We start from the raw sequence: 22,943 nt of genomic DNA, 5'->3' as shown, positions 1-22,943 counted from the left end.
GTGAATGACCGCTACCAGGTATCGGCCATTCACTGTGCGAGACTGGTTCTTAGTTTAACAAGCTCTCTGCCTTCACAAAGTCATACCCAAGATCATCTGCCACGGCTTTATAGGTCACTTTACCCTGACAGACATTCAACCCATTGCGCAGGTGCACATCATCACGCAAGGCTTGTTGCCAGCCCTTGCCCGCCAGTGCGACAGCATGGCCTATGGTTGCATTATTCAAGGCAAATGTGGACGTGCGGGCGACTGCACCGGGCATATTGGCGACGCAATAGTGGATCACGCCGTCAACGACGTAGGTAGGTTCAGCGTGCGTGGTGGCATGCGAGGTTTCAAAGCAACCACCCTGGTCAATCGCCACATCGACCACGACAGCGCCCTTTTTCATGCGGGCGATCAAGTCACGCTTGACCAGCTTGGGTGCGGCTGCACCAGGCACCAGCACGCCGCCAATGACGAGGTCTGCGGACATGACGCTTTCTTCTATGGCGTGGGCACTGGAATACAGGGTGCTGATACGGTTGCCATGGACCAGGTCAAGCTGGCGCAGGCGATCGACATTCTTGTCGAGGATGGTGACGCGTGCACCTGTACCAACTGCCATCTGCATGGCATTGGTACCGACCACGCCAGCGCCGATGATAACGATATGACCCGGAGCGACACCAGGTACACCTCCCAGTAACAAGCCCATACCGCCTTTGGATTTTTCCAGATGTGCAGCACCTGCCTGTATGGCCATGCGGCCAGCGACTTCACTCATGGGCGCCAGTAACGGCAGGCCGCCATTGGCACCGGTGATGGTTTCGTAAGCAATACAGATCGCGCCGGATTTGATAAGGGCAGCAGTCTGCTCCGGGTCGGGGGCAAGATGCAGATAGGTGTACAAAATCTGACCGGGACGCAGCATGGCGCATTCAACCGGCTGGGGTTCCTTGACCTTGACGATCATGTCGGCACGCTGGAAAATTTCTGCCGCACTTACAATCATTTCTGCGCCGACTGCCTGGTATTGTTCATCCATTAAACCGATCGCACTGCCGGCATCCTGTTGTACCAGCACCTGATGTCCGCGTGAGGTCAATTCGCGCACGCTTGATGGTGTCATGCCTACGCGATATTCATTATTCTTAATTTCTTTGGGTATGCCTACTATCATGATTTCTCCGCCTTGTTGAGAGCACGGCCGGGTAAGGCCCGTGTCTATGTTCAATGGCCATATTGTTGATGGCCAGGCAAATTATGCGCTTTTCTGCTGCCTTATATTTGTGCAAGCGCACAATCCATGATTAGTCGCCAATCATGCAATAGGCAACAAAAAATCAGCCACAAAAGAAAAAACTCGCATCAAGCGAGTTTTTAAAAGCGCGAATACAGTGGAGAATGGCTGGATTATTTACCCCAGGCAGGCACACGTTTTTCTATAAACGCCTGTACCCCTTCCTGCGCTGAAGCGTCCATCATATTGCAAGCCATGGTTTGCCCTGCCAGCTGATAAGCAGCTTCTACGCCCATTTCCAGCTGTTTGTAAAACAATTGCTTGCCCATGCTGATCGCCAGCGCGGGTTTGGCGATGATGCTGGCAGCTAATTCATTCACGGTCGCGTCAAGTTCATCTGCACTGACCACGCGATTAACCAGACCGCGTTGCAATGCAGTTTGCGCATCAATAAAATCGCCCGTCAACAGCATTTCCATCGCCTGTTTGCGCGAGACATTACGTGACAAGGCGACTGCCGGTGTAGCGCAAAACAGGCCGACGTTAATGCCAGAAACGGCGAAGCGCGCCTGCTCACTTGCAACTGCCAGATCACACATGGCGACCAACTGGCAACCCGCAGCAGTAGCCAGACCGTGGACGCGGGCAATCACAGGCTGCGGCAATTTTTGTATCGCCAGCATCAGTTTGCTGCATTGCTGGAACAGGTCTTTATAATATTTTTCTGTGGGTGACTCTTGCATCTGCTTCAGGTCGTGACCCGCGCAGAATGCCTTGCCATTTGCAGCGAGTACGACCACGCGCACAGCCTGGTCGTCTGCAATTTCTTTGAATGCGGCCGATAATTGCGCCAGCATTTCTTCCGACAAGGCGTTGAAACGTTCGCCGCGATTGAGCGTCAGTGTGGCTACTGCACCGGTGTCGGTACGTAGCACATAGGGCGCATCATTCATCGCCGTCCTCTTCCGGTTCCATACCGGTTTGCACGCTCTTGCCCTGCCCCAGCAATACCGGCGGTACATAGGTTGCCAGCAAATGCGCACGGCTGGCCGGTGTTTCCAGGCTGATGCGGCCCAGGGCACCGCTGCGATAATCAAGCAGCAAGGTATGTGACGCCTTTTCGAAATCCCAGTCACCGCCTTTGAGTTTGTAGGCGCGCTTTTTGGCAACGCCTTCAATGACAGAAACAGCATCAATGCCTTCCACATCGAAACCATAGCGCGCAGTTAAAAACTTCGGATAATGCAGCAATAACTGTTCTGCCAGAAATGTCGCAATTTCTTCTTCGATCAGCGCATTGACACCCACTGCATGGCTGGCTGCCAGCATCAGGCCATCTGTCGGGTGTTCTATCTTGGGCCACAACATACCGGGGGTATCTGTCAGTATCATGTTCTTGCCCAGATACAGGCGCTGCTGGGTCTTGGTCACAGCAGGCTCATCACCGACATTGGCCACACGTTTTTTCAGCAATGCGTTCATCAGTGTCGATTTACCGACATTGGGAATGCCCATGATCATCATGCGCAAAGGCTTGGTCGGCACACCACGATGCGGTGCCTGCTGCAAAGCCAGACCGGGCACCTTGGCAACATCGGAAGGTTTTTTGCAACTGAGAGCGACGGCGAATACCCCTTTCTGGGCATTATAAAAATCCAGCCATGCCTTGGTGGCATTGGGGTCGGCGAGGTCGGCCTTGTTCAATATTTTCAGGCAGGGACGCTGACGAAAATTGCGCAGCGATTCGACCATGGGATTGCAACTGGCCTGCGGAATGCGGGCGTCCAGCACTTCTATCACCAGATCGGTGTTTTCCATGGTTTCCGCCGCTTTCTTGCGGGCGGCGTTCATGTGGCCGGGGAACCATTGTATGGACATGCTTATTCTTCTTTTTAGCAAAAACAAAGCGATATTGTACGGAACTCTGCCTTGCTTGCGCCGGAAGTTTGCCCTGTTTGTCTAGCTATTTATAAAATAATAGGGAGTATATGAATATTGCGAAAAAACTCATTATAAAATTTTTATAAAAAATGACATACTACCTACCAGTATATAATTTCAATGTGAGGAAATTAATTGTCACATAAAGATGAAATTAAAGATTATTGGTCATTTCATCCATGCTTACAGAGCTAATCAATACGTGGCGAGAAAAATACCGGTCTGTCCCAAACCAATTATACTTGGCATAAACACTATGTTTGACACGCATTTACTGCATGATTTCCTGCATGTTATGCCAGCCCCCCCCCCCCTTTTTCCAATGATCATCTTAAACAACGATGCCTGATACCTCACAACAATACATCGCCCTGATACGCGGCATTAACGTCGGCAAGGCCAAACGCATCGCCATGGCCGATTTGCGCGATATCGTCGAAGCTTTGGGTGGCAGCAATGTGCGTACTTTACTCAATAGCGGCAATGTCGTCTTTCATGCTGCCAAAGCGAGTTGCACCAGTTGGGGCGATCAGTTAAGTGCCGCCATTATGGCAAAAGCAGGGTTTACGGCAGATGTCATCGTCATCAGCGCCAAAGACCTGCAAGACGCCATTGCGCAAGAGCCATTTGCCGGCTCAGCAACCGACCCTTCCCGTTATTTGCTGGCCTTTGCCAAAGACAAGACAGTACTGGAAAAATGCAAGTCGCTGGAGGCTGTCCCTGCTTATGCCGGGCAAATTGCAGTCGGCAAGAAGGCCGTGTATCTGTGGTGCAAAGACGGTGTACTCGATAGTGCCGCCAGCAAGGCATTCACACGCCTGGCTGGCACGGTAAGCACTTCACGCAATTGGGCTACAGCACTTAAATTACAGGCCATGCTTGATTAAGTGCGTGATTTGCATGACATGGCATGTCACGAGAAAAACACAAAAATTTATTTTTTCTGTGTTTTCTCATCCAGCTTTTTCACACCTGCTGCCAGGTAATCAGTCAGTTCATTGGGCACGGTCAGCGAAAGCTGGTAATGCATGATTTCAAATCCCTGCGCAGTCTGGTGGATAACACCTGATGCCTGGCAGATACCCATCTGGGTATTGAGCTGCTCATCAAACCAGATCCAGCTTTTGTCATCTGACATGGCGATGTGACGGTTAAACGATGTAAATGCCCAAGCTGAAGGCCTTTCAAAGAAACGTTTGGCCCAGGTCTTGAATTCATCACGGGTCCAGCGTTCAGTCTTGTCGGTGCCTATATAGACACCATCTTTTCCCATCTTGTCGAAATAACGCAAGCGCGCATGCGCTGCATCATCATGCCACTCATCGATAAACTGACCGACTTTTTCCCTTACGACGGTGGCATCATCCGCCGCATGGGCGATACTGGCATTCAGGTTGAATGCCAGGAACACGGATACAGCAAATACCATTATCGATCTTAAATTTTTCATATTGCCTCAGGGGTTAGCGGTTTCATTTGCAGATAGTCGTTGCGGGAAATGCGATAGATGAGGCTGGCGGGTTCGCCAGGCACATCATCCGTCTCTGTGAACAGCTGCATGCCTATGCGCTCAAGCGTACGGCGTGATGCCGTATTGGCGGGTCTGACCAGGCCATAGACTGCGGCTTCATCCAATACCGTGAATGCTGCATGCAGGGCTGCATTGGCCATTTCAGTTGCATAACCCCTGCCCCAGGCGGTAGCGGCGAAGCGGAAATACATATTCAAACCAGTGATGTCGCCTATCTGCTTGCGCATGACGCCACCAAAACCCAGCACCTCATCAGTTTTTTTCAAATCACAAACTGTCCAGTAACCAAAATGATGCTGCTCCCAGAAACCAACCCAGTTGTCCAGCAGCGCTTCTGTTGCTGCCCTTGATCGGGCACCGGTGGGGTTGTGGATATTCGTGGCAGGGTCACCATGGATAATGGCTGCACTGTCGATGTCGCTGCGTTCAAGTTTGCGCAACAAGAGACGATCCGTCTTCAGCGGATTCAGGCTGCTGGTGTTGATCATGATGCATCAATCCAGGTCTGCCAGTACTTTAAGATGCGCAACCACACTGCGCCCCAAGGCGGACAGGTTATATCCGCCTTCCAGGCAACTGACGATGCGTTTGCTGGAAAACTCTTTCGCGATCTGCATGATTTCTTTGGTGATCCAGGCATAATCGGCTTCCACCAGGCCCATTTGCCCCATATCGTCTTCGCGATGGGCATCAAAGCCGGCAGAAATGAACACCATTTCTGGCTTGAAATCGCGCATGGCAGGCAGCCACTGCTCAGTAATCAGTTGCCGCACCACATCACCATAGCTATGCGCAGGCACGGGTATATTCACCATATTGCTGGCCGGATGCTCGGTACCAGTGTAGGGGTAATACGGATGCTGGAAAAAACTGACCATCAGGACGCGCGGGTCATCACGGAAGGCTTCTTCGGTACCATTGCCGTGATGCACGTCAAAATCAACGATGGCCACCCGTTTTAAACCGCGCACTTCCAAAGCATGCTTGGCGGCTACGGCGACATTATTGAACATGCAAAAACCCATGGCTTCTGCGGGTGTTGCATGATGGCCGGGGGGGCGAATGGAACAAAACGCATTTTCAACCTCGCCATCAATGACTGCATTGGTGGCCGCAACCGCGGCACCAGCGGCACGCAATGAGGCACGCCAGGTGTAGGCATTCAGGGAAGTATCGGCATCCAGCGGGAAATGACTGTAATCCGATTTCTCGGACGGGCAATTCTCACGTATGCGGTAAATGGCGTCACTGGTATGCACCCGTGCCAGATCGCTTTCGAGCGCTGGTGGTGCTTCACGGTGTTCAAGCAGATCACTGATGCGGCTGGCAATGAGTTGATCATCAATTGCCTGCAAACGTTCAGGGCATTCCGGATGCCACGATCCCATTTCATGGCGCATGCAATCAGCATGGGTGTAATACGCGGTAGTCATGTCTCTTCATCTTATCTGTCTTATCATTAGTTTCACCCTATTTTGCTGATTTTGCAAACCCCCAGATGTAAAACTTTTCACTTCGGGCAACAGTTTTTGACAATTGGGTTTACACTGTCGGACATACAGGACGCTCATAAAATCATGCCAAAAGATATATTGCTGCCGGTTGTTTGTGCATTCAGGTAAAAGCCCATACTGTATTTTTTACTAGCCATGATCGTCATTATTTGAGGAAAAAAATGTTTTCCAAATTGCATAAAGTAGCAAAACAGGTCAATAGCATCATCATCGGCAAAGAGCAGCAGATACGCCAGGCTTTGGTCTGCCTGCTGGCGGGTGGTCATTTATTGATAGAAGATTTACCTGGTGTAGGCAAAACCACGCTTGCTCATGCATTGGCAATCTCTTTGGGATTACGCTTCAATCGCCTGCAATTTACCAGCGACCTGTTACCGGCCGATGTGATCGGTATCTCGATTTTTGATCGCGAAAAAGCCCAGTTCATTTTTCATCCCGGCCCCATCTTTGCACAAGTATTGCTGGCAGACGAAATCAACCGTGCCACACCCAAAACCCAGTCATCCCTGCTGGAAGCCATGGAAGAAAGACAGGTTTCGGCGGAAGGCCAGACACGCGCCCTGCCCCAGCCCTTCTTTGTCATCGCAACCCAGAATCCGGCGCATCAGGTTGGCACTTTTGCGCTGCCTGAATCACAACTTGACCGTTTTTTGATGTGCCTGTCCCTCGGTTATCCAGATGCAGCCGCAGAACGTGCTTTATTGCTTGGAGAAGACAGACGCAGCCTGCTGGCACAATTGCCAGCAGTGATGCAGGCGGAAGAACTGATGCAGGCACAACAGCAGTTAAGGCAGATCCATACTTCAGACTCACTGATCGATTACGTACAATCTCTGGCCCATGCCACCCGTCAGGGGGATCTGTTTGCCGAAGGCATGAGCCCGCGCGCCTCAATTGCGCTGCTGCAGGCTGCCCGTGCCTGGGCCGCCATGGAAGGCCGGGACCACGTGCTGCCAGAAGATGTGCAGGCAGTATTGATACCGGTGATTGCACACCGCCTGCGCCCCTTAAAATCAATGACAGGCAAAGTGAGTGCCAGCAGCGAATTACTGGTGCAGTTGATGAAGCGCGTCAGCGTCTGATCGCGCTCTATCTGCCATGCTGAAAGCCATCAAGACGCGACTGCGCAAGCTGATTTTTCTGGAACACAAGCCAGAAAGCGGAGAAGTGTTTCTGAAGCAGCGACGTGTGTTCACTTTGCCCAGCAAAGCGGGCTGGGCTTTTGTGGTGCTTTTAATGATCTTGTTCATCGGTGCCACCAATTACAACCTTAATCTGGGCTTTGCACTGACCTATGTACTGGGTGGCATAGGGATGGTCAATAATTTTTTCAGCTTCCGCAATCTGGCCTATTTGCACTTGGCAGCTGGTTCAGCCAGATCGGTATTTGCCGGTGAAGAAACCGAATACACCGTCTACCTGATCAATCGCACTGCCCGGCAACGCTTTGCCATCTGGGTAGGTTTTGCTGAGCAAGGCCACCCTGAAAAAGCGGTCGACATAGCAGCAAACAGCCAGGTCGCAGTACAACTGAGTTACCCAACCACTGTGCGCGGCTGGCAGGCAATACCAAGAATTCGTTTGCAGACCTGGTTCCCCCTGGGCCTGCTACGCGCCTGGAGTACCTGGCTGCCGGATGCGCAGACGCTGGTCTATCCACAACCCGAATTGAACCCACCGCCCCTGCCTTTGTCAGGTAAGGCAAAAAATGAAATTCAGGGTCACGCAGGCGAAGAAGACTTTGCCGGTGTCAGGGCTTATCAATCGGGCGACCCGCTCAAACACCTGGCATGGAAACAAATCGCCAGGGTGGAAACTGGTCTCGGTGGACAACTCATCACCAAGCAGTTTTCTGGCGGCTCAGGCAGCGATGTCATGCTCGATTTTGCCGCCCTGCCACGCAATATGGATACCGAACTGAAATTATCACGCATGACCAGTTGGGTGCTGGAAGCCGACCAGCATGGCATGATGTATGGATTTCGTCTTGGCCATATTGATTTTTTGCCCGCCCAGGGGCCGGAACATTGCGACGCCTGTTTGCGTGCACTCGCACTTTATGAAATGTAAGGATTATGCAACTCCCCTTATTTCGCACCATACTGTCGCGCGACAAATCTGACACACTGCTACTGATCTGTGCGTGCAGTTTCGTGTTATTGCCGCATGCAGAACATATGAAGTGGTGGGTCAGTCTGGCCTGTGGTGCGATGCTGGTATGGCGTGGCTGGCTGACCCTGAATGGCAGACGGCTGCCGCGTTCGTGGGTATTGATGCCCATTGCCATCATCATGATGGGCGGCGTTTTTTTGACGCATAAAACTTTCTTTGGCAGAGAAGCAGGTGTCACCATGCTGGCACTTTTGCTGACCTGCAAACTGCTGGAAATGCATGCCAAGCGTGATTTGTTTGTGGTGATCTTTCTTGGTTTCTTTTTATTGCTGACCAGTTTTTTTTATCAGCAAACCATCGGTGCGGCAGCCATCAGTTTGCTGGCACTGGTGCTTCTTTTGACGGCGCAATTATCGTTTCATTACACAGGTGTTGTGCCACCGCTTCGGCAAAGATTAAAACTTGGTGCCAGCATTTTAGGCTTGGCCATTCCGGTAACTATCATCGCCTTCCTGTTATTTCCGCGCATACAAGGCCCGCTATGGGGCTTGCCCGGCGATGCACAATCAGCGCGTAGCGGACTATCCAGTTCCATGGCGCCAGGCAATATCAGTGAACTGGTCTTGTCCGAGGACATTGCCTTTCGCGTCAAATTCACTCAGCCTATACCGGAAAAATCATTGCAATACTGGCGTGGCATTGTGCTTAACGCATTCGATGGGCGCACCTGGTCGCAAGACGATCCTCGCCCCCGCACCTTAAGAAAACATGCTGTCTATAGTGGCAAAAGCATACATCAGGAAATCATACTCGAACCGAATGGCCAGAACTGGTTATTCGCACTGGATTTACCTGCCAATTTGCCACAGATCGAAGGAGCCTCACCCAACAGTGTATTGATCAATACACAAATGGAATTGCGCAGCGCAAGACCAGCCAGTCAAAGACAAAGATATGAGATTGATTCATATCCGGCCTATACACTGGAAGCAGGTGCCAACAAAGACACGGTATCTGATTCCTTGATCCTGCCATCGGGCTACAATCCACGCACGATGGCCTTTGCGGCCAGATTGCGCGCCCAATACCCGGATGACCAGCAGTTGATCATGGCGATACTGAATCATTTTCGCAATGATTCCTTCTCGTATACGCTGGAACCAAAACGTCTGGGACAACACAGCGCAGACGAATTTCTGTTTGATACCAAGGCAGGTTTTTGCGAACACTATTCCAGTGCCTTTGTTCTGCTCATGCGCGCTGCAAATATTCCGGCGCGGGTAGTAACCGGCTATCAAGGCGGCTCTCTGAATACAGTCGATGATTATTTCGAAGTCAGGCAATCTGACGCCCATGCCTGGTCAGAAGTCTGGCTGGAAGGCAAGGGCTGGATCAGGGTGGATCCTACCGCAGCAGTTGCGCCAGAACGTGTAATGCAGTCGCTTAACTATGTCGTCAAGCGCACCGGATTTGCCAGCCTCGTCAATTTTGGACCTGGTGGAATTTCGGTCTTGAACAACTTGCGCATGCAATGGGATGCCGTCAACAATACCTGGAATCAATGGGTGCTGAATTACAACCAGACCAAGCAAAAAAACTTCCTGAATTCCCTTGGGTTTCTTGACATTGACTGGGCCAACATGACCTTGCTGTTTTTTATCGCGGCAAGTGCGATTTTGGGTCTGATTGCCTTGCCGATGATGCGCAACCAGCCACGTATTTCTGCGCTTGATAAGGTATACTTTTCTTTCTGTCGCAAGATGGAAAAAAAGGCTGCGCCGCGCGCAAAACATGAAGGACCGCAAGACTATCTGCAACGATTACGCCTGGCTTTACCTTCCAGCGAATTCGAAAACGCAGAGCGCTTTCTGTTATTGTATGCCGCCAGCCGCTACGGCAAGAATTCTGGTCCGGAAAACCTGGTGATCCGGCGTTTAAAAACTTTGCTGGCTCAGTGCCGCTAATTTCCCTGATACGTATTTTGAAATCTTTCCATTCCCCGGCATTTGCCACCATAGCTGCACTTGTCTTTAGCACTGCTCTTGCATCATCCGCAGACAGTCATGCTACAGAAAACAAAAAAACAAAAAAAGCCAAGACCACAGCAACAGCTGCAAGCACATCAGCGATCAAAAAAGACGATGTCCATTTCGAAAAGTGGAAAGAAGTGTCTGCCTTTATCGGCCAGATGGTCAGCAAACATGGCTACACAGAAACTGAACTGAATGCAATCTTCAAACAGGTTCGCTATGTGGAAATGGCAAGACAGTTAATGCGGCCAGCTGCACCAGGAAAACCCAAAAACTGGAAGGCTTATCGGGCCCGTTTTGTTGAGCCTTATCGCATTGAAGCCGGCGTGGCATTCTGGGACAAGTACGCCGATGACCTGGCAAGGGCAGAACAGCAATATGGCGTGCCTGCTGAAATTATTGTTGGTCTGATAGGCGTGGAAACCATTTTTGGCAAGCAAACAGGCAGCTTTCGCGTGATGGATGCACTGACCACACTGGCATTTGATTACCCGGATACGCCAACACGCGAAGCCAGAATGCAGTTCTTTCAGGGCGAGCTGGAAAACATGCTGCTCATGGCGCGTGAATCTTCACTGGACCCTTTTGTCTTCAAGGGCTCATATGCTGGCGCCATAGGCTGGCCGCAGTTCATGCCCGGCAGCATCAGGAAATACGCTGTCGATTTTGATGGTGATGGCAAAATCAATTTAACTGATTCTCCTGTGGATGCAATCGGCAGTGTTGCCCACTACCTGGCTGAGCATGGCTGGAAAAGAAATTTACCTATCGCCTTTCCGGCAACCCTGATCAGCAAGGATCAGCCTGAAGCACTTGCCAATGCATTGGGGAAAGGTTTGACTGCAAGCTTTCAGATGCAGGAATTAAAGACAATTGCAAGTACTGCGAGCAGCGAAGCGCCGACAAATATTGCCTATGGGCTCATTGACTTGCAGAACGGAAATGAAGCGACAGAGTATTGGTTGGCGACAGAAAACTTCTTTGCCATCACGCTATATAATCGCAGCTACTTTTACGCGATGTCGGTGTTTGATCTGGGTCATGTGATCTCACTTGCCAGAAAAAAACAATGAGAGATCAATGGAAATCAGGTAAAAATAAGATAATTATCAAAGATTTTAGCACCAGTTGTTGCGGCCAAACCGTTGTTGTTCCAGCGTATTAATTTTTCTAATAAACATTGCTAATCAGTATGTTTTAAACTAGAGTAATGTTATCTAGTTGATACATTTACGTATGAATAAGGCAATGTGTCAAGAGATTTAACAATGGTTTGCTATTTTTCTGATAAGCAAATTCTATTTTAAAGATACAATATTACCGTTTGATTAATTTTTTATTGAAGCAACTAAATTTAGCATCAATAAACTAAACAGCGAGGTAATTATGGCAAATCTGACCCAGCTTGAATCTGATGAAATCGACTATGATCCAAACAATCTGTTGGATACACTGATCAAGCAATTGCATTTGAAAAATGATGCAGCACTCTCAAGAGCTTTAGAAGTTGCTCCACCCGTTATTAGTAAAATCAGGCATCGTCGTCTGCCAGTAGGTGCTTCATTGCTGATTCGCATGCATGAAATCAGTGATGTCAGCATCAAAGAATTACGCGAACTGATGGGTGACCGTCGCGCAAAGTTCCGTATCAGCGACAAGCAATTCAAACCAAAAGACGCAGCTTAATTTTCTGTCCCGGTTTGATAGTCATGTTATTGATGACTATTGCAATGGAAAAATACCGAAAACACGCCAAAAGCGTGATTTCGGTATTTTTTTATCTGCACCCCAAAAATATCTTTAAATAAAAGACTGGGTGCAGGATGTGAAAGCTTGTCTTAGCCTGTCAGGCAGGAAAAACACCAGTAGATAAATAGCGGTCGCCGCGATCACAGACAACAAATACAATGGTCGCATTTTCAACGCTCTGCGCAATTTTCAAAGCGATTTCGCAGGCACCAGCGGCTGAAATGCCGCAAAAGATTCCCTCTTCAACAGCCAGACGACGTGCCATATGTTCGGCATCTGATTGCGTCACAGATTCAACCTGATCTACTCTGGCTTTGTCATAAATTTTTGGCAGGTAGGCTTCTGGCCATTTACGAATGCCAGGGATTTGCGAGCCCTCTTCCGGTTGCGCACCAATAATCTGGATCTGCGCATTTTGCTCTTTCAAATAAGCAGACACGCCCATGATGGTGCCAGTAGTGCCCATGGCGCTGACAAAATGCGTGATCTGTCCATTGGTGTCGCGCCAAATCTCTGGCCCTGTGCCTTCATAGTGGGCAAGGGGATTATCAGGGTTCGCAAATTGATCCAGGATGACGCCACGCCCTTCTGTCTGCATTTGCTCGGCCAGATCACGCGCATATTCCATGCCACCGGTTTTGGGTGTCAGCATGATTTGTGCGCCATAAGCCGCCATGCTTTGACGACGCTCTATACTCAAGTTTTCCGGCATCAGCAAAATCATTTTATAGCCACGCATGGCGGCTGCCATGGCCAAAGCGATTCCTGTATTACCGCTGGTGGCTTCGATGAGAGTATCGCCTGGCTTGATACGGCCACGCTCTTCAGCATGCTTGATCATCGACAGCGCAGGTCTGTCCTTGACTGATCCCGCAGGATTATTGCCTTCCAGCTTACCAAGGATGATGTTATTGCGGCGGCGATTTTCATCTCCGGGAATTCTCTGCAACATCACGAGTGGAGTATTGCCAATAGTATCTTCAATGGTCAGATAAGACATGGTGAGCGACTGTAGAAATAACAAAGTCTTATTCTAATCGCAGTTACCCTTAGATGCTTGCCGCATAAGGGCGCAAAAGTGCACAGGATCAGCGATCTGTCACCTCTGTTTTTTCAATTGAAACGCAAATCCACTATGAAAATCAGCAAGTTTTCAGGCAAAGACTGCACGTATCCACACTTATACATAATTCGAATAAGCAAATAAAAAACCTCCGGTCTAAGGCCGGAGGTTTTGGTGCAGAGCAGATTATCACACCTGACACAACAACGAACAACTTATTTTGTCTTGCCGTCTTTGGCACTGGCCGATGCAGATGCGGATGCGGATGCGGACGAGGATGCAGAAGCCTTGTCAGCTTTAGCCGCCTTGGAAGCTGCCGGGACCGATGCCGCAGGCGCGGGCGCAGATGCAGCAGCCGATGCCGGAGCAGCCTTCGCTGCTTTGGATGCCTTGTCAGCACTGGCAGCAGGTTTGGCAGCCGCGCCCGATTTTGCCTGGCCATTGACTGTCAAACCAGCTTCAGACAATTTTGTGCCGCTTTTATCGCCTATGCCTTTAACGCGGGATTCAAAATCAGACCAGTCCTTGAAAGCGCCGTTTTTTGTACGCTCTTCAATAATTGCCTTGGATTTGGCAGGGCCTATGCCTTTGATACCATCGAGTGCGGCCTGATCACCTTTGTTCACATCAACATCAGCAAATGCGAATCCGGTAGCTGCCAGGAAAGCCATCATTGCAAACAATATTTTTTTAAACATGCGAACACTCCCAAATAAATTGAATAAGTTTTTTTCCAGTTACATCGTCAAACTGCATCTTGTCCTGCCCTCATATCAACGAAGCAGGTCAGCATGGCGTTGACAAGTATTCCACATATTTTCTGATTTCGTCTGATCAAACCTGGTCATTCAAGCGCACGATCAGAAAGTCGATAAAGCAGCGCAATTTGGGTGGCATCTGTCGCCGGCTGGCATAGACGGCGAACAGGTCGCCTATAAACCCTGCGTTTTCGCCATCAACAAAAACCAGACGGCCTGTGGCCAGGTCTTGTTGTATCAGCCAGGCGGGTAAAAATGCCGTCCCCATCCCCGCCAGCACACAGTGATAACTAAGCGTGGTGTCGCTGGATTTCATCACCACGTCCCATTTAATCGGGCTGCCATCCGACAAGGTGGTACGTGTCAGCTTTTCTGGCTGTACATAGTTAGGAAGCACAATTTGAAACTGATGACCCTCTTCCACACCATGGATATTACGGTGACGCTGCATATAATCCTGGGTCGCTACCAAGTGAAAAGGGACACTGCACAGGCGGCGCGCAATCAGGGATGGTGAGAGCTCAGCGGTAGCGCGTAATGCCAGATCAAATCCATCCGCGACCAGATCGACCATATGATTATCAAGATGCAGGTCAAGTCGTATTTCTGGAAAATCGCGTCGGAAATCTGCAAGCATCTGGGCAAAACTGGCGGTCGCACACCACACTGGGGCACTGATTTTCAATTCCCCGCGCGGTGGGCCGCTTTCCTGGGTCACAGAAGCCATTGCGGCATCAAGAATATCCAGCGCTTGTCGACTCTGTTCAAAAAATATTGTTCCGGCTTCGGTCAGGCTCATGCTGCGGCTGCTACGGTTCAGCAGACGGGCGCCCAGTTTGCGCTCCAGCCTGGCAATATGCTTGCTGACCATGGGCGCAGCCATTTCCAGTCTGTCGGCAGCTGACGTAAAACTGCCCGACTCAACAATCTCACGAAATACCCTGATGCCGCTGATATCCAGTTCATCCATCTCCTGCCCCCTATAGCTCAGTACATCGTAGCTCCGTACATCGTAGCCCACTACATCATTGTTGCACTTTTTGGAAACAATGCAATTACTTTACCACCATCGATTTCCTGATAAGGAAACATTATGATGAATTACATCGGGCTTCATGAAAATCAACTGGAAAAAACAAGCCCCGGCACCAAATGACCTGTGGAGGATACTCATATGAAATTGCCTACCTACTTTATTTCGCACGGCGGCGGCCCCTGGCCTTATATGGAAGACATGCGTAAAACCATGCATGTGCTGGAAGAGTCACTGGTCGATATGCCACGACAATTGCCGCACAAGCCCAAGGCCATCTTGATGATCTCGGCACACTGGGAAGAAAGTGCATTCAAGGTCATGACTAATCCCTGGCCGGGCATGCTGTATGACTATGGCGGCTTTCCTGAGCATACCTACAAGGTACATTACTCTGCCCCAGGTTCGCCTAAGCTGGCAGAACGGGTAATGGGCCTGATCAGGGATGCAGGCTTGCCCGCACAGGCTGATGCGCAACGTGGTTTTGATCACGGCGCATTTGCACCACTAGCTGTCATGTATCCAGAGGCTGATATGCCGGTCGTGCAATTATCACTGCGCATGGGGCTGGACCCGGCAGAACACCTGGCGCTGGGGCGTGCACTTGCCCCATTGCGTGATGAAGACGTGCTCATCATAGGCAGCGGGCTTAGTTACCATAATCTGCGCCGCTTTGGTCCACTGGCGAAAGAACCCTCGTCAAGTTTTGATGACTGGTTGCAGGATACCCTGGTCGCCAGCAGCACGACCGAAAGGGTCGCCCGTTTGATCCAGTGGGAAGAAGCACCGGCAGCAAGGGTGGCCCACCCAAGAGAAGAGCATTTATTACCGTTGATGGTGGCACTCGGCGCAGCAGAAGATGAGGTTGCCAGTTGTGTTTACCATGAAGAAAACATCTTTGGCGGTGTAGTGGCATCGAGCTTTCGCTTTGGGGCGATTGCCTGAAGTATTTCAGCAATTCTTAGGGCTACTTCGCTAGTGGCATGATTTTGTAATCCACACCTGCCGACCAACGGCTTTCCCAGTGGCGAAGAAATGACTTCGCCAATTCTGGGTTATGCCAAAACACGATGACATTTTCGCTGTTATCTTCTGCTGCATCGCGGGTGTAATTGAAGCTACCGTTCTGCACAGTTTGTTCATCTGCAATGATGTACTTGTCATGATGGATGGCATACACAGAAATGGTACGCGCAGCAATGCCTGCCGCGACAAGGCGGTTCAAGGCTGTCCAATTAGGTTTTTTCTGGTTACGTCGAAAATCGACCAGCACCATGATATTGACGCCGCGCTTTTTAGCGTCGAGCAATGCCTTGACTATGGCTGGCGAACTAAATGAGTAGGCAGCCAATCTGATGCTGGAGACAGCGGTGTTGATGACCTTGAGTACCAACTCCTCTGCTTTGGCATCTGGAGAAAAAGCGTTTTCAATCTGCGCAGACCCTGTTTCCAGACTCACCCCGGTGGATTGCTTATCTTCCAAAGAGAATGCGAGGCAAGATGGCGCGACCAGCAAAGCAAGGCTGATCGCAATAACGAGCTGTTTGATACTTGAGGCAAGCATAATAATTCTCTTTGCTGATATTTCTGGACGTAGGCTTCACCTGTATCAAGTACATCATGACCCGGCGTTCCGGGTCATCAGAGCCGTTTGGAAGCTGCTTACGATCTTACTGTACAGCTTCAGGAAAGAGCTCTTCCCGCGTCACCGTAGCCGTACCCAGTTTGCCCACTACAATGCCGCCAGCCCGGTTGGCAATGACCACAGCCTCTTGCATGGATTTCCCCTGTGCCAGCATGACGGCCATGGTGGCGATGACGGTATCACCAGCACCAGAGACGTCAAATACCTCACGCGCCATGGCGGGTACATGGGTCACGCCATCAGCTGTGAACAGCGTCATGCCCTCTTCTGAACGCGTCAGCAACAGCGCTTTGATTTGCAGATCCTGGCGCAGTTGCTGTGCCTTTGCGATCAATTCTTCTTCACTGGCCCAGTCACCGATGATCTGCTTGAGTTCAGACTTATTTGGTGTCAGCAGGCTGGCACCGGCATAGCGTTTGAAATCGCTACCCTTGGGGTCAACCAGCACCAGCTTGCCAGCTTCAGTAGCGGCCTGGATCATGGCATTGACATTGACCAGGCTGCCTTTGGCATAGTCAGACAGGATAATGACGTCATAGCCAGCCAGCAGGGAATTGAAACGGTTCAGTTTGTCGCGCAAGACATGCTCGGTTGGGCGTTCTTCAAAGTCGATACGCAATAACTGTTGCTGACGACCTATCACGCGCAGCTTGACGATGGTCGATATCTGCGGGTCGCGACTGAGGTAACTTTGTATGCCTGATGATTCGAGCAATTTCTCGACACTATTGCCGGCATCATCGTCGCCAATGATGCCCATCAATGCTGCCGATACACCCAGGGCAGCAGCGTTTCGGGCGACATTCGCAGCACCACCGAGGCGTTCTTCCCGCTTTTCCACACGGACAATCGGAACCGGTGCTTCTGGCGAAATGCGATTGACTTCACCAAACCAGTAACGGTCAAGCATGACATCGCCAGCGACCAGAATACGCTTCACTGTTGCATCTTTTATTACATCCATATTCTGCACAGCCTATTTATTGGTCAGCACTGAACGGCCTATGCCATGGTATTCAATACCCAGTTCTGTCATGACCGTCGGTTCAAACAAATTGCGTCCATCGAATATGACAGGCTGTTTCAATCGTGCCTTGACCTGATCAAAGTCAGGACTGCGGAAGGCCTTCCACTCGGTGACAATCGCCAGGGCATCGGCATTGGTCAGGGCATCCATGGGGTTGGCGGCATAACGGATAGAGGCCAGCAACTCTGGCGCGTCATAAAAATCCAGCTCCAGTACGCGCTTGGCTTCCTGCATGGAGACCGGGTCATACACCGCCACAGTCGCCCCCTGGCGCAATAATTCGCCCAGTAAAACACGCGAAGAAGCAGCGCGCATGTCATCTGTATTTGGCTTGAATGCCAGACCCCAGATGGCAAAATGCCTGCCACTTAAATTGTCGCCAAAGCGCTGCTTTATCTTGTTACCGAGCACCTGCTTCTGGTTGGCATTGACCGCTTCAACCGCCTGCAAAATCAACAGGTTCAAACCATAATCCTGGGCAGTACGTTCCAATGCCTGCACATCTTTCGGGAAGCAGGAACCACCATAACCGCAACCAGCATACAAGAAACTATGGCCGATGCGCGGATCAGAGCCGATGCCATGACGCACAGCTTCAATGTCAGCACCAACATGGTCAGCCAGGTTGGCCAGTTCGTTCATGAAAGAGATGCGCGTCGCCAGCATGGCATTGGCAGCATACTTGGTAAATTCGGCAGAACGCACATCCATCCAGTAAGTGCGTTCGTGATTGCGGTTAAAAGGTGCATACAACTTCTTCATCTGGCTGCGCGCCTTTTCACCTTGCGGCGTCTGGTCGCAACCGATAACGATGCGGTCAGGCCGCATGAAGTCTTCGACTGCTGCGCCCTCTTTCAGGAATTCAGGGTTCGATACCACCGAATAATCGAAGCTGGTGCCACGCGTAGTCAACTCTTCAGAAATTGCGGCGCTGACGCGATCAGCCGTACCAACAGGCACGGTCGATTTATCGACAACGACTTTAAAGCCTGCCATGTATTTGCCGATATTTCTGGCCGCTGCCAGCACATATTGCAAATCGGCAGAACCATCTTCATCCGGTGGCGTGCCGACAGCGATGAATTGCACGTCACCATGTTTGACGCTGGCTTCTACATCGGTAGAAAACTGTATGCGCCCAGCAGCGCGGTTGCGCGCCACGATCTCTTCCAGGCCCGGCTCATGAATGGGGATACCGCCATTGTTGAGGATATCAATCTTGCGTTGATCAACATCGAGGCAAAACACGTCATTCCCCAGTTCAGCCAGGCAGGCACCTGTGACCAGACCGACATAACCTGTACCAATAATTGTGATTTTCATTTTTTGATCACCAAATAAAAATAAGTCATTCTGCATATCGAAAATCCAGCCATCTACATAGATTTTCAGATCACAGCCCTTATTCAAACTTCTTTAAGTTTTACGAGTATCCATGCATGAATTTCTTTATAAGCATAGCGAGCAGTGCCAGTTTTTGAGAAGCGCTTCGCACTCAAGCACGATAGCGAATCTTTCACATCACCAAACTCAAAATCGCACCAGGCTTTACTCATGAAAAAATTTCAGGATTCATTAGTTCATGACATTCAATTCTTCCGTCCGGCGCGGCGGGTAGGTTTCCCACTTGCTGCAACCCGGGCAATGCCAGTAAAACTGCCTGGCCTTAAAGCCGCAATGTGAACACTGATAGCGTGCCAATTTTTGTGCGTAACCGTGCACCAGATTCTTGATGATGGTTAATTCCGGCCGGACTTCCGGTGGCACCACCATGATGCGGCCATCCAGCAATTTATCCAGCCCCAGCAGAGTCGGCGTGCGGCGCAATTCTTCACTGACGAGGTTGTTGACGGCATCTACGCCCTCAAGCTCCAGCGTAGCTTTAAAAGCGACTTCCAGCAAATCGATGGATGGTGCTTCTGCGAGGTAATTCTTGAGCAGATTCAGGCCTTCCTGCGACTTGTCGAGCTTGCGGTAGCCATCCATCAGGCGCTGCGCCACCAATGCCACGTGGGGCACACTTTGCTGCTCTACACGGCGCCAGGTCGATACTGCTTTTTCAGCATCGCCATTGGCCATGTACACATCGCCCATCAAAATGATGGCACGTACATTGTGACGGTCAGCAGCCAGCGCCTTTTCCAAGGTCATCAAGGCAGCATCGACATTGTTGTGCACCAGTTCATCCTGCGCAATCTCACAGTAAAACTGGGCGACTTCTTTTTGCCTGCCACCGGCACCGCATTCCTGCAAGGCGTTCGCCGCTTCTATGGCACGTGCCCATTCTTTTTCACGCTGGTAGATTTCCAGCAGGGCGCGCCTGGCCTGGGCTTCGAACGGCCCATTGACGAGCAGGTTGTAAGTTTCTTCTGCTCTGTCGAGCAAACCAGCTTTGAGGTAATCCTGGCCCAATTCATACATGGCCTGGGTTTTCTGTTCAGTCGGCAAGTCCGGTCTTGCCAAGAGGTTTTGATGCACACGGATAGCACGCTCAGTTTCACCACGGCGGCGAAACAGGTTACCCAGGGCAAAATGCAGGTCGACCGCTTCCGGGTCCAGTCTGACGATGTCGATAAAGGCATCGATGGCCTTATCAGGCTGGTCGTTCAGAAGGAAATTCAAACCCTTGAAATATCCTCTGGGCAGGCTGCGGGATTCCGATATCAATTGCCGGATATCAATACGCGCAGCACCCCACCCCAGAGTAAAGAATAAGGGGATACCGAGTAACCACCAGATTTCAAATTCCATGTGTATTTTTTCTTATTGTGTTTTCAAGTATTACGAATGCTATCAGGCTGCGGAGCCTGTGTGCTTGCCCTTTGCACTGCTTCACGTTCTTTTTCAATCTCGGCCAGGGTCTTTTTATGCTTGTGCAGGTCGCGGCGATGGCGAAACACCATGGGCACCATGGCCAGTGCACCCAGGCTGGCACCGGCAGTAAAGAATATCAACAGCATGATCACCAGCGGGGCAGATTGCTGATAACCAAAAAAGTATTGCAAAGTCACGATCTGATCATTTTTCAAGGCAAAACCAAAGAAAAAGATAAATAAAACGACAAAAAGAAATCTGGCTATGTATTTCATATTGCATCCTTGAGGAGAAGCAGGGAAAACGAAACTTCAGGTTTGCGCTTCCGAAAAGAGCATTGTACTGAAAAAAAACGGCATATCGGAAAACCGATATGCCGTTTTTATTTTTACATCGCTGTCGAAGCCCGATCTTTGACTAGTCAACCTGACTTAGTCATCGTGTATCGGTTGCCCCACCATGGCATCAACACGCTCGCGTAATTCCTTGCCTGGCTTAAAGTGCGGCACCCGTTTTTCAGGAACCATCACCTTGTCACCGGACTTGGGATTACGACCTATCCGTGGTGGACGACTGTTCAGTGCAAAGCTACCAAAACCACGGATTTCTATGCGTTGCCCTGTTGCCAGGGCATCCGACATGGCGTCGAGTATGGTTTTGACAGCGATATCCACATCTTTAGCTACCAGTTGTGGATACCGCTCTGCCAGACGAGCTATCAGCTCCGACTTAGTCATAGTGAAAACCTTATGACTTAAGCTTAGTTTTTATTGTCGAGCTTGGCTTTCAACAGAGCGCCCAGGCTGGTAGTGCCGGATGCTGCGTTGGAATCAGTAGTAGTCATTTTTTGCATTACTTCTTGTGTATCAGCGCTATCTTTTGCTTTGATAGACAACTGGATACCACGTGCTTTGCGGTCAATGTTCAATACCAGGGCTTCAACGCTGTCGCCAACTTTCAGGTGTGTACCGGCATCTTCCACGCGGTCGCGGGAGATTTCGGATGCACGCAGATAGCCTTCAACGTCGTCTGCCAACTGGATTACTGCGCCTTTGGCTTCAACAGATTTAACTGTACCAGTAACGATTGCGCCTTTGTCGTTCATTGCGCAGTAGTTATTGAATGGGTCACCTTCGAGTTGTTTAACGCCCAGGGAAACGCGCTCACGTTCGACATCAATTGCCAGAACGATGGCTTCCAGTTCGTCACCTTTCTTGAAACGGCGAACAGCTTCTTCGCCTGTTTCATTCCAGGACAGATCAGACAAATGTACCAGACCGTCGATGTTGCCAGACAAACCGATAAATACGCCGAAATCAGTGATGGACTTGATCGCGCCGCGAACTTTGTCACCTTTCTTGTGGTTGATCGCGAAATCATCCCAAGGATTGGCTTTGCACTGTTTCATGCCCAGGCTGATACGACGACGTTCTTCGTCGATTTCCAGAACCATGACTTCAACTTCGTCGCCCAATTGAACAACTTTGTTCGGTGCAACGTTTTTGTTCGTCCAGTCCATTTCGGAAACGTGAACCAGGCCTTCGATACCTTGCTCGACTTCAACGAACGCGCCGTAGTCGGTCAGGTTCGTTACTTTACCGAACAGACGTGTGTTCGCTGGGTAACGACGGGACAAACCTGTCCATGGGTCGTCGCCCAGTTGTTTTACGCCCAGGGAAACACGGTTTTTCTCTTGGTCGAATTTCAATACTTTTGCAGTGATTTCCTGACCAACTGTCAACACCTCGGAAGGGTGACGTACACGACGCCATGCCAGATCGGTGATGTGCAACAAGCCATCGATGCCACCCAGATCAACGAACGCGCCGTAGTCAGTGATGTTTTTAACAACACCAGTAACCACTGTGCCTTCTTTCAGGGTTTCCATCAGTTTTTGACGCTCTTCGCCCATGGACGCTTCAACAACAGCGCGGCGGGACAGCACAACGTTGTTACGTTTGCGGTCGAGCTTGATAACTTTGAATTCCATGGTTTTGCCTTCGTAAGGAGTTGTATCCTTAACTGGGCGTGTATCAACCAAAGAACCTGGCAGGAAAGCGCGGATGCCGTTCGTCAGAACAGTCAAGCCACCTTTGACTTTGCCATTTACTGTACCAGTAACGATCTCGCCAGACTCCAGCGCTTTTTCCAGCGCGAGCCAGGAAGCCAGACGTTTAGCTTTGTCACGGGACAAAATAGTGTCGCCGAAACCGTTTTCCAGCGAATCAATCGCTACGGAAACGAAATCGCCGATATTAACTTCCAGGTCGCCCTGGTCGTTTTTGAATTCTTCAACAGGGATAAAGGCTTCAGACTTCAAGCCAGCGTTAACGATCACGAAGTTGTGGTCGATACGGACGACTTCAGCAGAAATCACTTCACCGGAACGCATATCCTGACGTGACAGGGATTCTTCGAACAAAGCTGCGAAGCTATCTGCACCGGTTGCGAAATCTTGGGACATGAAAACAGTAGACATAGTATTTACAAGTTAGCCGGAA

At 50.3% G+C, this 22,943-nt stretch carries 24 protein-coding genes; 7 read left to right on the top strand and 17 right to left on the bottom strand.

Translation table 11 applies throughout. The features are described 5' to 3' along the window. Positions 1 to 49 precede the first annotated feature (49 nt). The 3 genes from ald to ylqF all read right to left on the bottom strand — a co-directional run bounded on the left by ald (position 50) and on the right by ylqF (position 3,103). Positions 50 to 1,165 (bottom strand): alanine dehydrogenase, encoded by a 1,116-nt coding sequence (ald, locus tag ACO0LH_RS19250; protein ID WP_422942754.1) that lies wholly within the window; start codon positions 1,163 to 1,165, stop codon positions 50 to 52. A gap of 233 nt (positions 1,166 to 1,398) precedes the next feature. Further along, positions 1,399 to 2,178, bottom strand: a complete 780-nt coding sequence (locus ACO0LH_RS19245; RefSeq protein ID WP_422942753.1) for an enoyl-CoA hydratase — start codon at positions 2,176 to 2,178, stop codon at positions 1,399 to 1,401. Then, positions 2,171 to 3,103: a ribosome biogenesis GTPase YlqF gene (ylqF, locus tag ACO0LH_RS19240; protein ID WP_422942752.1), complete on the bottom strand. Its 933-nt coding sequence runs from the start codon at positions 3,101 to 3,103 to the stop codon at positions 2,171 to 2,173. Before ylqF ends, ACO0LH_RS19245 begins: the two co-directional genes overlap by 8 nt. 404 nt (positions 3,104 to 3,507) lie before the next feature. Here ylqF and ACO0LH_RS19235 point away from each other — a divergent pair, with 404 nt between their 5' ends. After that, positions 3,508 to 4,053 carry a DUF1697 domain-containing protein gene (locus ACO0LH_RS19235; RefSeq protein WP_422942750.1) on the top strand — a complete coding sequence of 182 codons (546 nt, stop codon included), beginning with the start codon at positions 3,508 to 3,510 and terminating at the stop codon, positions 4,051 to 4,053. 47 nt (positions 4,054 to 4,100) lie between these two features. Here ACO0LH_RS19235 and ACO0LH_RS19230 read toward each other — a convergent pair whose 3' ends face one another. From ACO0LH_RS19230 to ACO0LH_RS19220, 3 genes are read right to left on the bottom strand one after another with little or no spacing between them, the layout of a single operon-like run. After that, positions 4,101 to 4,616, bottom strand: a complete 516-nt coding sequence (locus tag ACO0LH_RS19230; RefSeq protein ID WP_422942749.1) for a nuclear transport factor 2 family protein — start codon at positions 4,614 to 4,616, stop codon at positions 4,101 to 4,103. Then, positions 4,613 to 5,185, bottom strand: a complete 573-nt coding sequence (locus ACO0LH_RS19225) for a GNAT family N-acetyltransferase (protein WP_422942748.1) — start codon at positions 5,183 to 5,185, stop codon at positions 4,613 to 4,615. The genes ACO0LH_RS19230 and ACO0LH_RS19225 overlap by 4 nt, the downstream gene beginning before the upstream one ends. Before the next feature lie 6 nt (positions 5,186 to 5,191). Beyond that, complete coding sequence (locus ACO0LH_RS19220; RefSeq protein ID WP_422942747.1) at positions 5,192 to 6,130, bottom strand: histone deacetylase family protein; 939 nt, start codon at positions 6,128 to 6,130, stop codon at positions 5,192 to 5,194. Positions 6,131 to 6,372: 242 nt separating this feature from the next. Here ACO0LH_RS19220 and ACO0LH_RS19215 point away from each other — a divergent pair, with 242 nt between their 5' ends. The 5 genes from ACO0LH_RS19215 (at position 6,373) to ACO0LH_RS19195 (ending at position 12,039) form a co-directional block, all read left to right on the top strand. Next, on the top strand, positions 6,373 to 7,293 hold the full coding sequence (locus tag ACO0LH_RS19215) for an AAA family ATPase (protein ID WP_422942746.1): 921 nt from the start codon (positions 6,373 to 6,375) through the stop codon (positions 7,291 to 7,293). A 16-nt stretch (positions 7,294 to 7,309) separates the two neighbouring features. After that, positions 7,310 to 8,281 (top strand): DUF58 domain-containing protein, encoded by a 972-nt coding sequence (locus tag ACO0LH_RS19210; RefSeq protein ID WP_422942745.1) that lies wholly within the window; start codon positions 7,310 to 7,312, stop codon positions 8,279 to 8,281. 5 nt (positions 8,282 to 8,286) lie between these two features. Continuing rightward, the gene (locus tag ACO0LH_RS19205; protein WP_422942744.1) at positions 8,287 to 10,287 is read left to right on the top strand and encodes a transglutaminase TgpA family protein; all 2,001 of its coding nucleotides are present in this window, start codon (positions 8,287 to 8,289) and stop codon (positions 10,285 to 10,287) included. 203 nt (positions 10,288 to 10,490) lie between these two features. Further along, positions 10,491 to 11,426, top strand: a complete 936-nt coding sequence (gene mltB / locus ACO0LH_RS19200; protein WP_422942743.1) for a lytic murein transglycosylase B — start codon at positions 10,491 to 10,493, stop codon at positions 11,424 to 11,426. Between the two features lie 313 nt (positions 11,427 to 11,739). Beyond that, positions 11,740 to 12,039, top strand: coding sequence for a hypothetical protein (locus ACO0LH_RS19195; RefSeq protein ID WP_110257001.1), 300 nt, complete (start codon positions 11,740 to 11,742; stop codon positions 12,037 to 12,039). Positions 12,040 to 12,199: 160 nt separating this feature from the next. Here ACO0LH_RS19195 and cysM read toward each other — a convergent pair whose 3' ends face one another. The 3 genes from cysM to ACO0LH_RS19180 all read right to left on the bottom strand — a co-directional run bounded on the left by cysM (position 12,200) and on the right by ACO0LH_RS19180 (position 14,893). Beyond that, complete coding sequence (cysM, locus tag ACO0LH_RS19190; RefSeq protein WP_422942742.1) at positions 12,200 to 13,102, bottom strand: cysteine synthase CysM; 903 nt, start codon at positions 13,100 to 13,102, stop codon at positions 12,200 to 12,202. A gap of 278 nt (positions 13,103 to 13,380) precedes the next feature. Then, a complete protein-coding gene (locus ACO0LH_RS19185; protein ID WP_422942741.1) occupies positions 13,381 to 13,863 on the bottom strand; it encodes a ComEA family DNA-binding protein in 483 nt (160 codons plus the stop codon). A gap of 136 nt (positions 13,864 to 13,999) precedes the next feature. After that, positions 14,000 to 14,893: a LysR family transcriptional regulator gene (locus tag ACO0LH_RS19180; protein ID WP_422942740.1), complete on the bottom strand. Its 894-nt coding sequence runs from the start codon at positions 14,891 to 14,893 to the stop codon at positions 14,000 to 14,002. Between the two features lie 204 nt (positions 14,894 to 15,097). Between ACO0LH_RS19180 and ACO0LH_RS19175 the strand changes: the two genes are divergently transcribed. After that, complete coding sequence (locus ACO0LH_RS19175) at positions 15,098 to 15,901, top strand: DODA-type extradiol aromatic ring-opening family dioxygenase (protein WP_422942739.1); 804 nt, start codon at positions 15,098 to 15,100, stop codon at positions 15,899 to 15,901. A 22-nt stretch (positions 15,902 to 15,923) separates the two neighbouring features. Here the strand turns inward: ACO0LH_RS19175 and ACO0LH_RS19170 are convergent, their stop codons facing one another. From ACO0LH_RS19170 to rpsA, 8 genes are all read right to left on the bottom strand, one after another. Then, complete coding sequence (locus tag ACO0LH_RS19170) at positions 15,924 to 16,520, bottom strand: phospholipase D family protein (protein ID WP_422942738.1); 597 nt, start codon at positions 16,518 to 16,520, stop codon at positions 15,924 to 15,926. Between the two features lie 106 nt (positions 16,521 to 16,626). After that, entirely contained in the window at positions 16,627 to 17,565 is a 939-nt protein-coding gene (gene rfaE1, locus ACO0LH_RS19165; protein WP_422942737.1) for a D-glycero-beta-D-manno-heptose-7-phosphate kinase, read from the bottom strand. A gap of 12 nt (positions 17,566 to 17,577) precedes the next feature. After that, positions 17,578 to 18,951, bottom strand: coding sequence for a UDP-glucose dehydrogenase family protein (locus ACO0LH_RS19160; RefSeq protein WP_422942736.1), 1,374 nt, complete (start codon positions 18,949 to 18,951; stop codon positions 17,578 to 17,580). A gap of 83 nt (positions 18,952 to 19,034) precedes the next feature. Continuing rightward, the gene (locus tag ACO0LH_RS19155; RefSeq protein ID WP_422942734.1) at positions 19,035 to 19,184 is read right to left on the bottom strand and encodes a hypothetical protein; all 150 of its coding nucleotides are present in this window, start codon (positions 19,182 to 19,184) and stop codon (positions 19,035 to 19,037) included. Between the two features lie 19 nt (positions 19,185 to 19,203). Continuing rightward, positions 19,204 to 20,379 carry a lipopolysaccharide assembly protein LapB gene (lapB, locus tag ACO0LH_RS19150; protein ID WP_422942733.1) on the bottom strand — a complete coding sequence of 392 codons (1,176 nt, stop codon included), beginning with the start codon at positions 20,377 to 20,379 and terminating at the stop codon, positions 19,204 to 19,206. A gap of 23 nt (positions 20,380 to 20,402) precedes the next feature. Then, on the bottom strand, positions 20,403 to 20,717 hold the full coding sequence (locus ACO0LH_RS19145) for a LapA family protein (RefSeq protein WP_422942732.1): 315 nt from the start codon (positions 20,715 to 20,717) through the stop codon (positions 20,403 to 20,405). A 156-nt stretch (positions 20,718 to 20,873) separates the two neighbouring features. Further along, entirely contained in the window at positions 20,874 to 21,179 is a 306-nt protein-coding gene (locus ACO0LH_RS19140) for an integration host factor subunit beta (protein WP_110256992.1), read from the bottom strand. Between the two features lie 23 nt (positions 21,180 to 21,202). Beyond that, positions 21,203 to 22,906: a 30S ribosomal protein S1 gene (rpsA, locus tag ACO0LH_RS19135; protein ID WP_422942731.1), complete on the bottom strand. Its 1,704-nt coding sequence runs from the start codon at positions 22,904 to 22,906 to the stop codon at positions 21,203 to 21,205. Positions 22,907 to 22,943: the final 37 nt, after the last annotated feature.

The sequence above is a fragment of the Undibacterium sp. TJN19 genome, assembly GCF_049339485.1.
Lineage (GTDB): Bacteria > Pseudomonadota > Gammaproteobacteria > Burkholderiales > Burkholderiaceae_D > Undibacterium.
This window is presented reverse-complemented; position numbering and strand designations above follow the sequence as displayed.

Excerpts from the sequence above, each read along its gene's own strand:
- ACO0LH_RS19220 (WP_422942747.1), bottom strand. The coding sequence starts at position 6,130 with ATGACTACCGCGTATTACACCCATGCTGATTGCATGCGCCATGAAATG.
- ylqF (WP_422942752.1), bottom strand. The coding sequence starts at position 3,103 with ATGTCCATACAATGGTTCCCCGGCCACATGAACGCCGCCCGCAAGAAA.
- ACO0LH_RS19140 (WP_110256992.1), bottom strand. The coding sequence starts at position 21,179 with ATGACTAAGTCGGAGCTGATAGCTCGTCTGGCAGAGCGGTATCCACAA.
- ACO0LH_RS19175 (WP_422942739.1), top strand. The coding sequence starts at position 15,098 with ATGAAATTGCCTACCTACTTTATTTCGCACGGCGGCGGCCCCTGGCCT.
- ACO0LH_RS19160 (WP_422942736.1), bottom strand. The coding sequence starts at position 18,951 with ATGAAAATCACAATTATTGGTACAGGTTATGTCGGTCTGGTCACAGGT.
- ald (WP_422942754.1), bottom strand. The coding sequence starts at position 1,165 with ATGATAGTAGGCATACCCAAAGAAATTAAGAATAATGAATATCGCGTA.
- ACO0LH_RS19210 (WP_422942745.1), top strand. The coding sequence starts at position 7,310 with ATGCTGAAAGCCATCAAGACGCGACTGCGCAAGCTGATTTTTCTGGAA.
- ACO0LH_RS19155 (WP_422942734.1), bottom strand. The coding sequence starts at position 19,184 with ATGAGTAAAGCCTGGTGCGATTTTGAGTTTGGTGATGTGAAAGATTCG.
- ACO0LH_RS19180 (WP_422942740.1), bottom strand. The coding sequence starts at position 14,893 with ATGGATGAACTGGATATCAGCGGCATCAGGGTATTTCGTGAGATTGTT.
- ACO0LH_RS19230 (WP_422942749.1), bottom strand. The coding sequence starts at position 4,616 with ATGAAAAATTTAAGATCGATAATGGTATTTGCTGTATCCGTGTTCCTG.
- rfaE1 (WP_422942737.1), bottom strand. The coding sequence starts at position 17,565 with ATGGATGTAATAAAAGATGCAACAGTGAAGCGTATTCTGGTCGCTGGC.
- ACO0LH_RS19195 (WP_110257001.1), top strand. The coding sequence starts at position 11,740 with ATGGCAAATCTGACCCAGCTTGAATCTGATGAAATCGACTATGATCCA.
- ACO0LH_RS19185 (WP_422942741.1), bottom strand. The coding sequence starts at position 13,863 with ATGTTTAAAAAAATATTGTTTGCAATGATGGCTTTCCTGGCAGCTACC.
- lapB (WP_422942733.1), bottom strand. The coding sequence starts at position 20,379 with ATGGAATTTGAAATCTGGTGGTTACTCGGTATCCCCTTATTCTTTACT.
- ACO0LH_RS19215 (WP_422942746.1), top strand. The coding sequence starts at position 6,373 with ATGTTTTCCAAATTGCATAAAGTAGCAAAACAGGTCAATAGCATCATC.
- ACO0LH_RS19170 (WP_422942738.1), bottom strand. The coding sequence starts at position 16,520 with ATGCTTGCCTCAAGTATCAAACAGCTCGTTATTGCGATCAGCCTTGCT.
- ACO0LH_RS19245 (WP_422942753.1), bottom strand. The coding sequence starts at position 2,178 with ATGAATGATGCGCCCTATGTGCTACGTACCGACACCGGTGCAGTAGCC.
- cysM (WP_422942742.1), bottom strand. The coding sequence starts at position 13,102 with ATGTCTTATCTGACCATTGAAGATACTATTGGCAATACTCCACTCGTG.
- ACO0LH_RS19205 (WP_422942744.1), top strand. The coding sequence starts at position 8,287 with ATGCAACTCCCCTTATTTCGCACCATACTGTCGCGCGACAAATCTGAC.
- ACO0LH_RS19145 (WP_422942732.1), bottom strand. The coding sequence starts at position 20,717 with ATGAAATACATAGCCAGATTTCTTTTTGTCGTTTTATTTATCTTTTTC.
- rpsA (WP_422942731.1), bottom strand. The coding sequence starts at position 22,906 with ATGTCCCAAGATTTCGCAACCGGTGCAGATAGCTTCGCAGCTTTGTTC.
- ACO0LH_RS19225 (WP_422942748.1), bottom strand. The coding sequence starts at position 5,185 with ATGATCAACACCAGCAGCCTGAATCCGCTGAAGACGGATCGTCTCTTG.
- ACO0LH_RS19235 (WP_422942750.1), top strand. The coding sequence starts at position 3,508 with ATGCCTGATACCTCACAACAATACATCGCCCTGATACGCGGCATTAAC.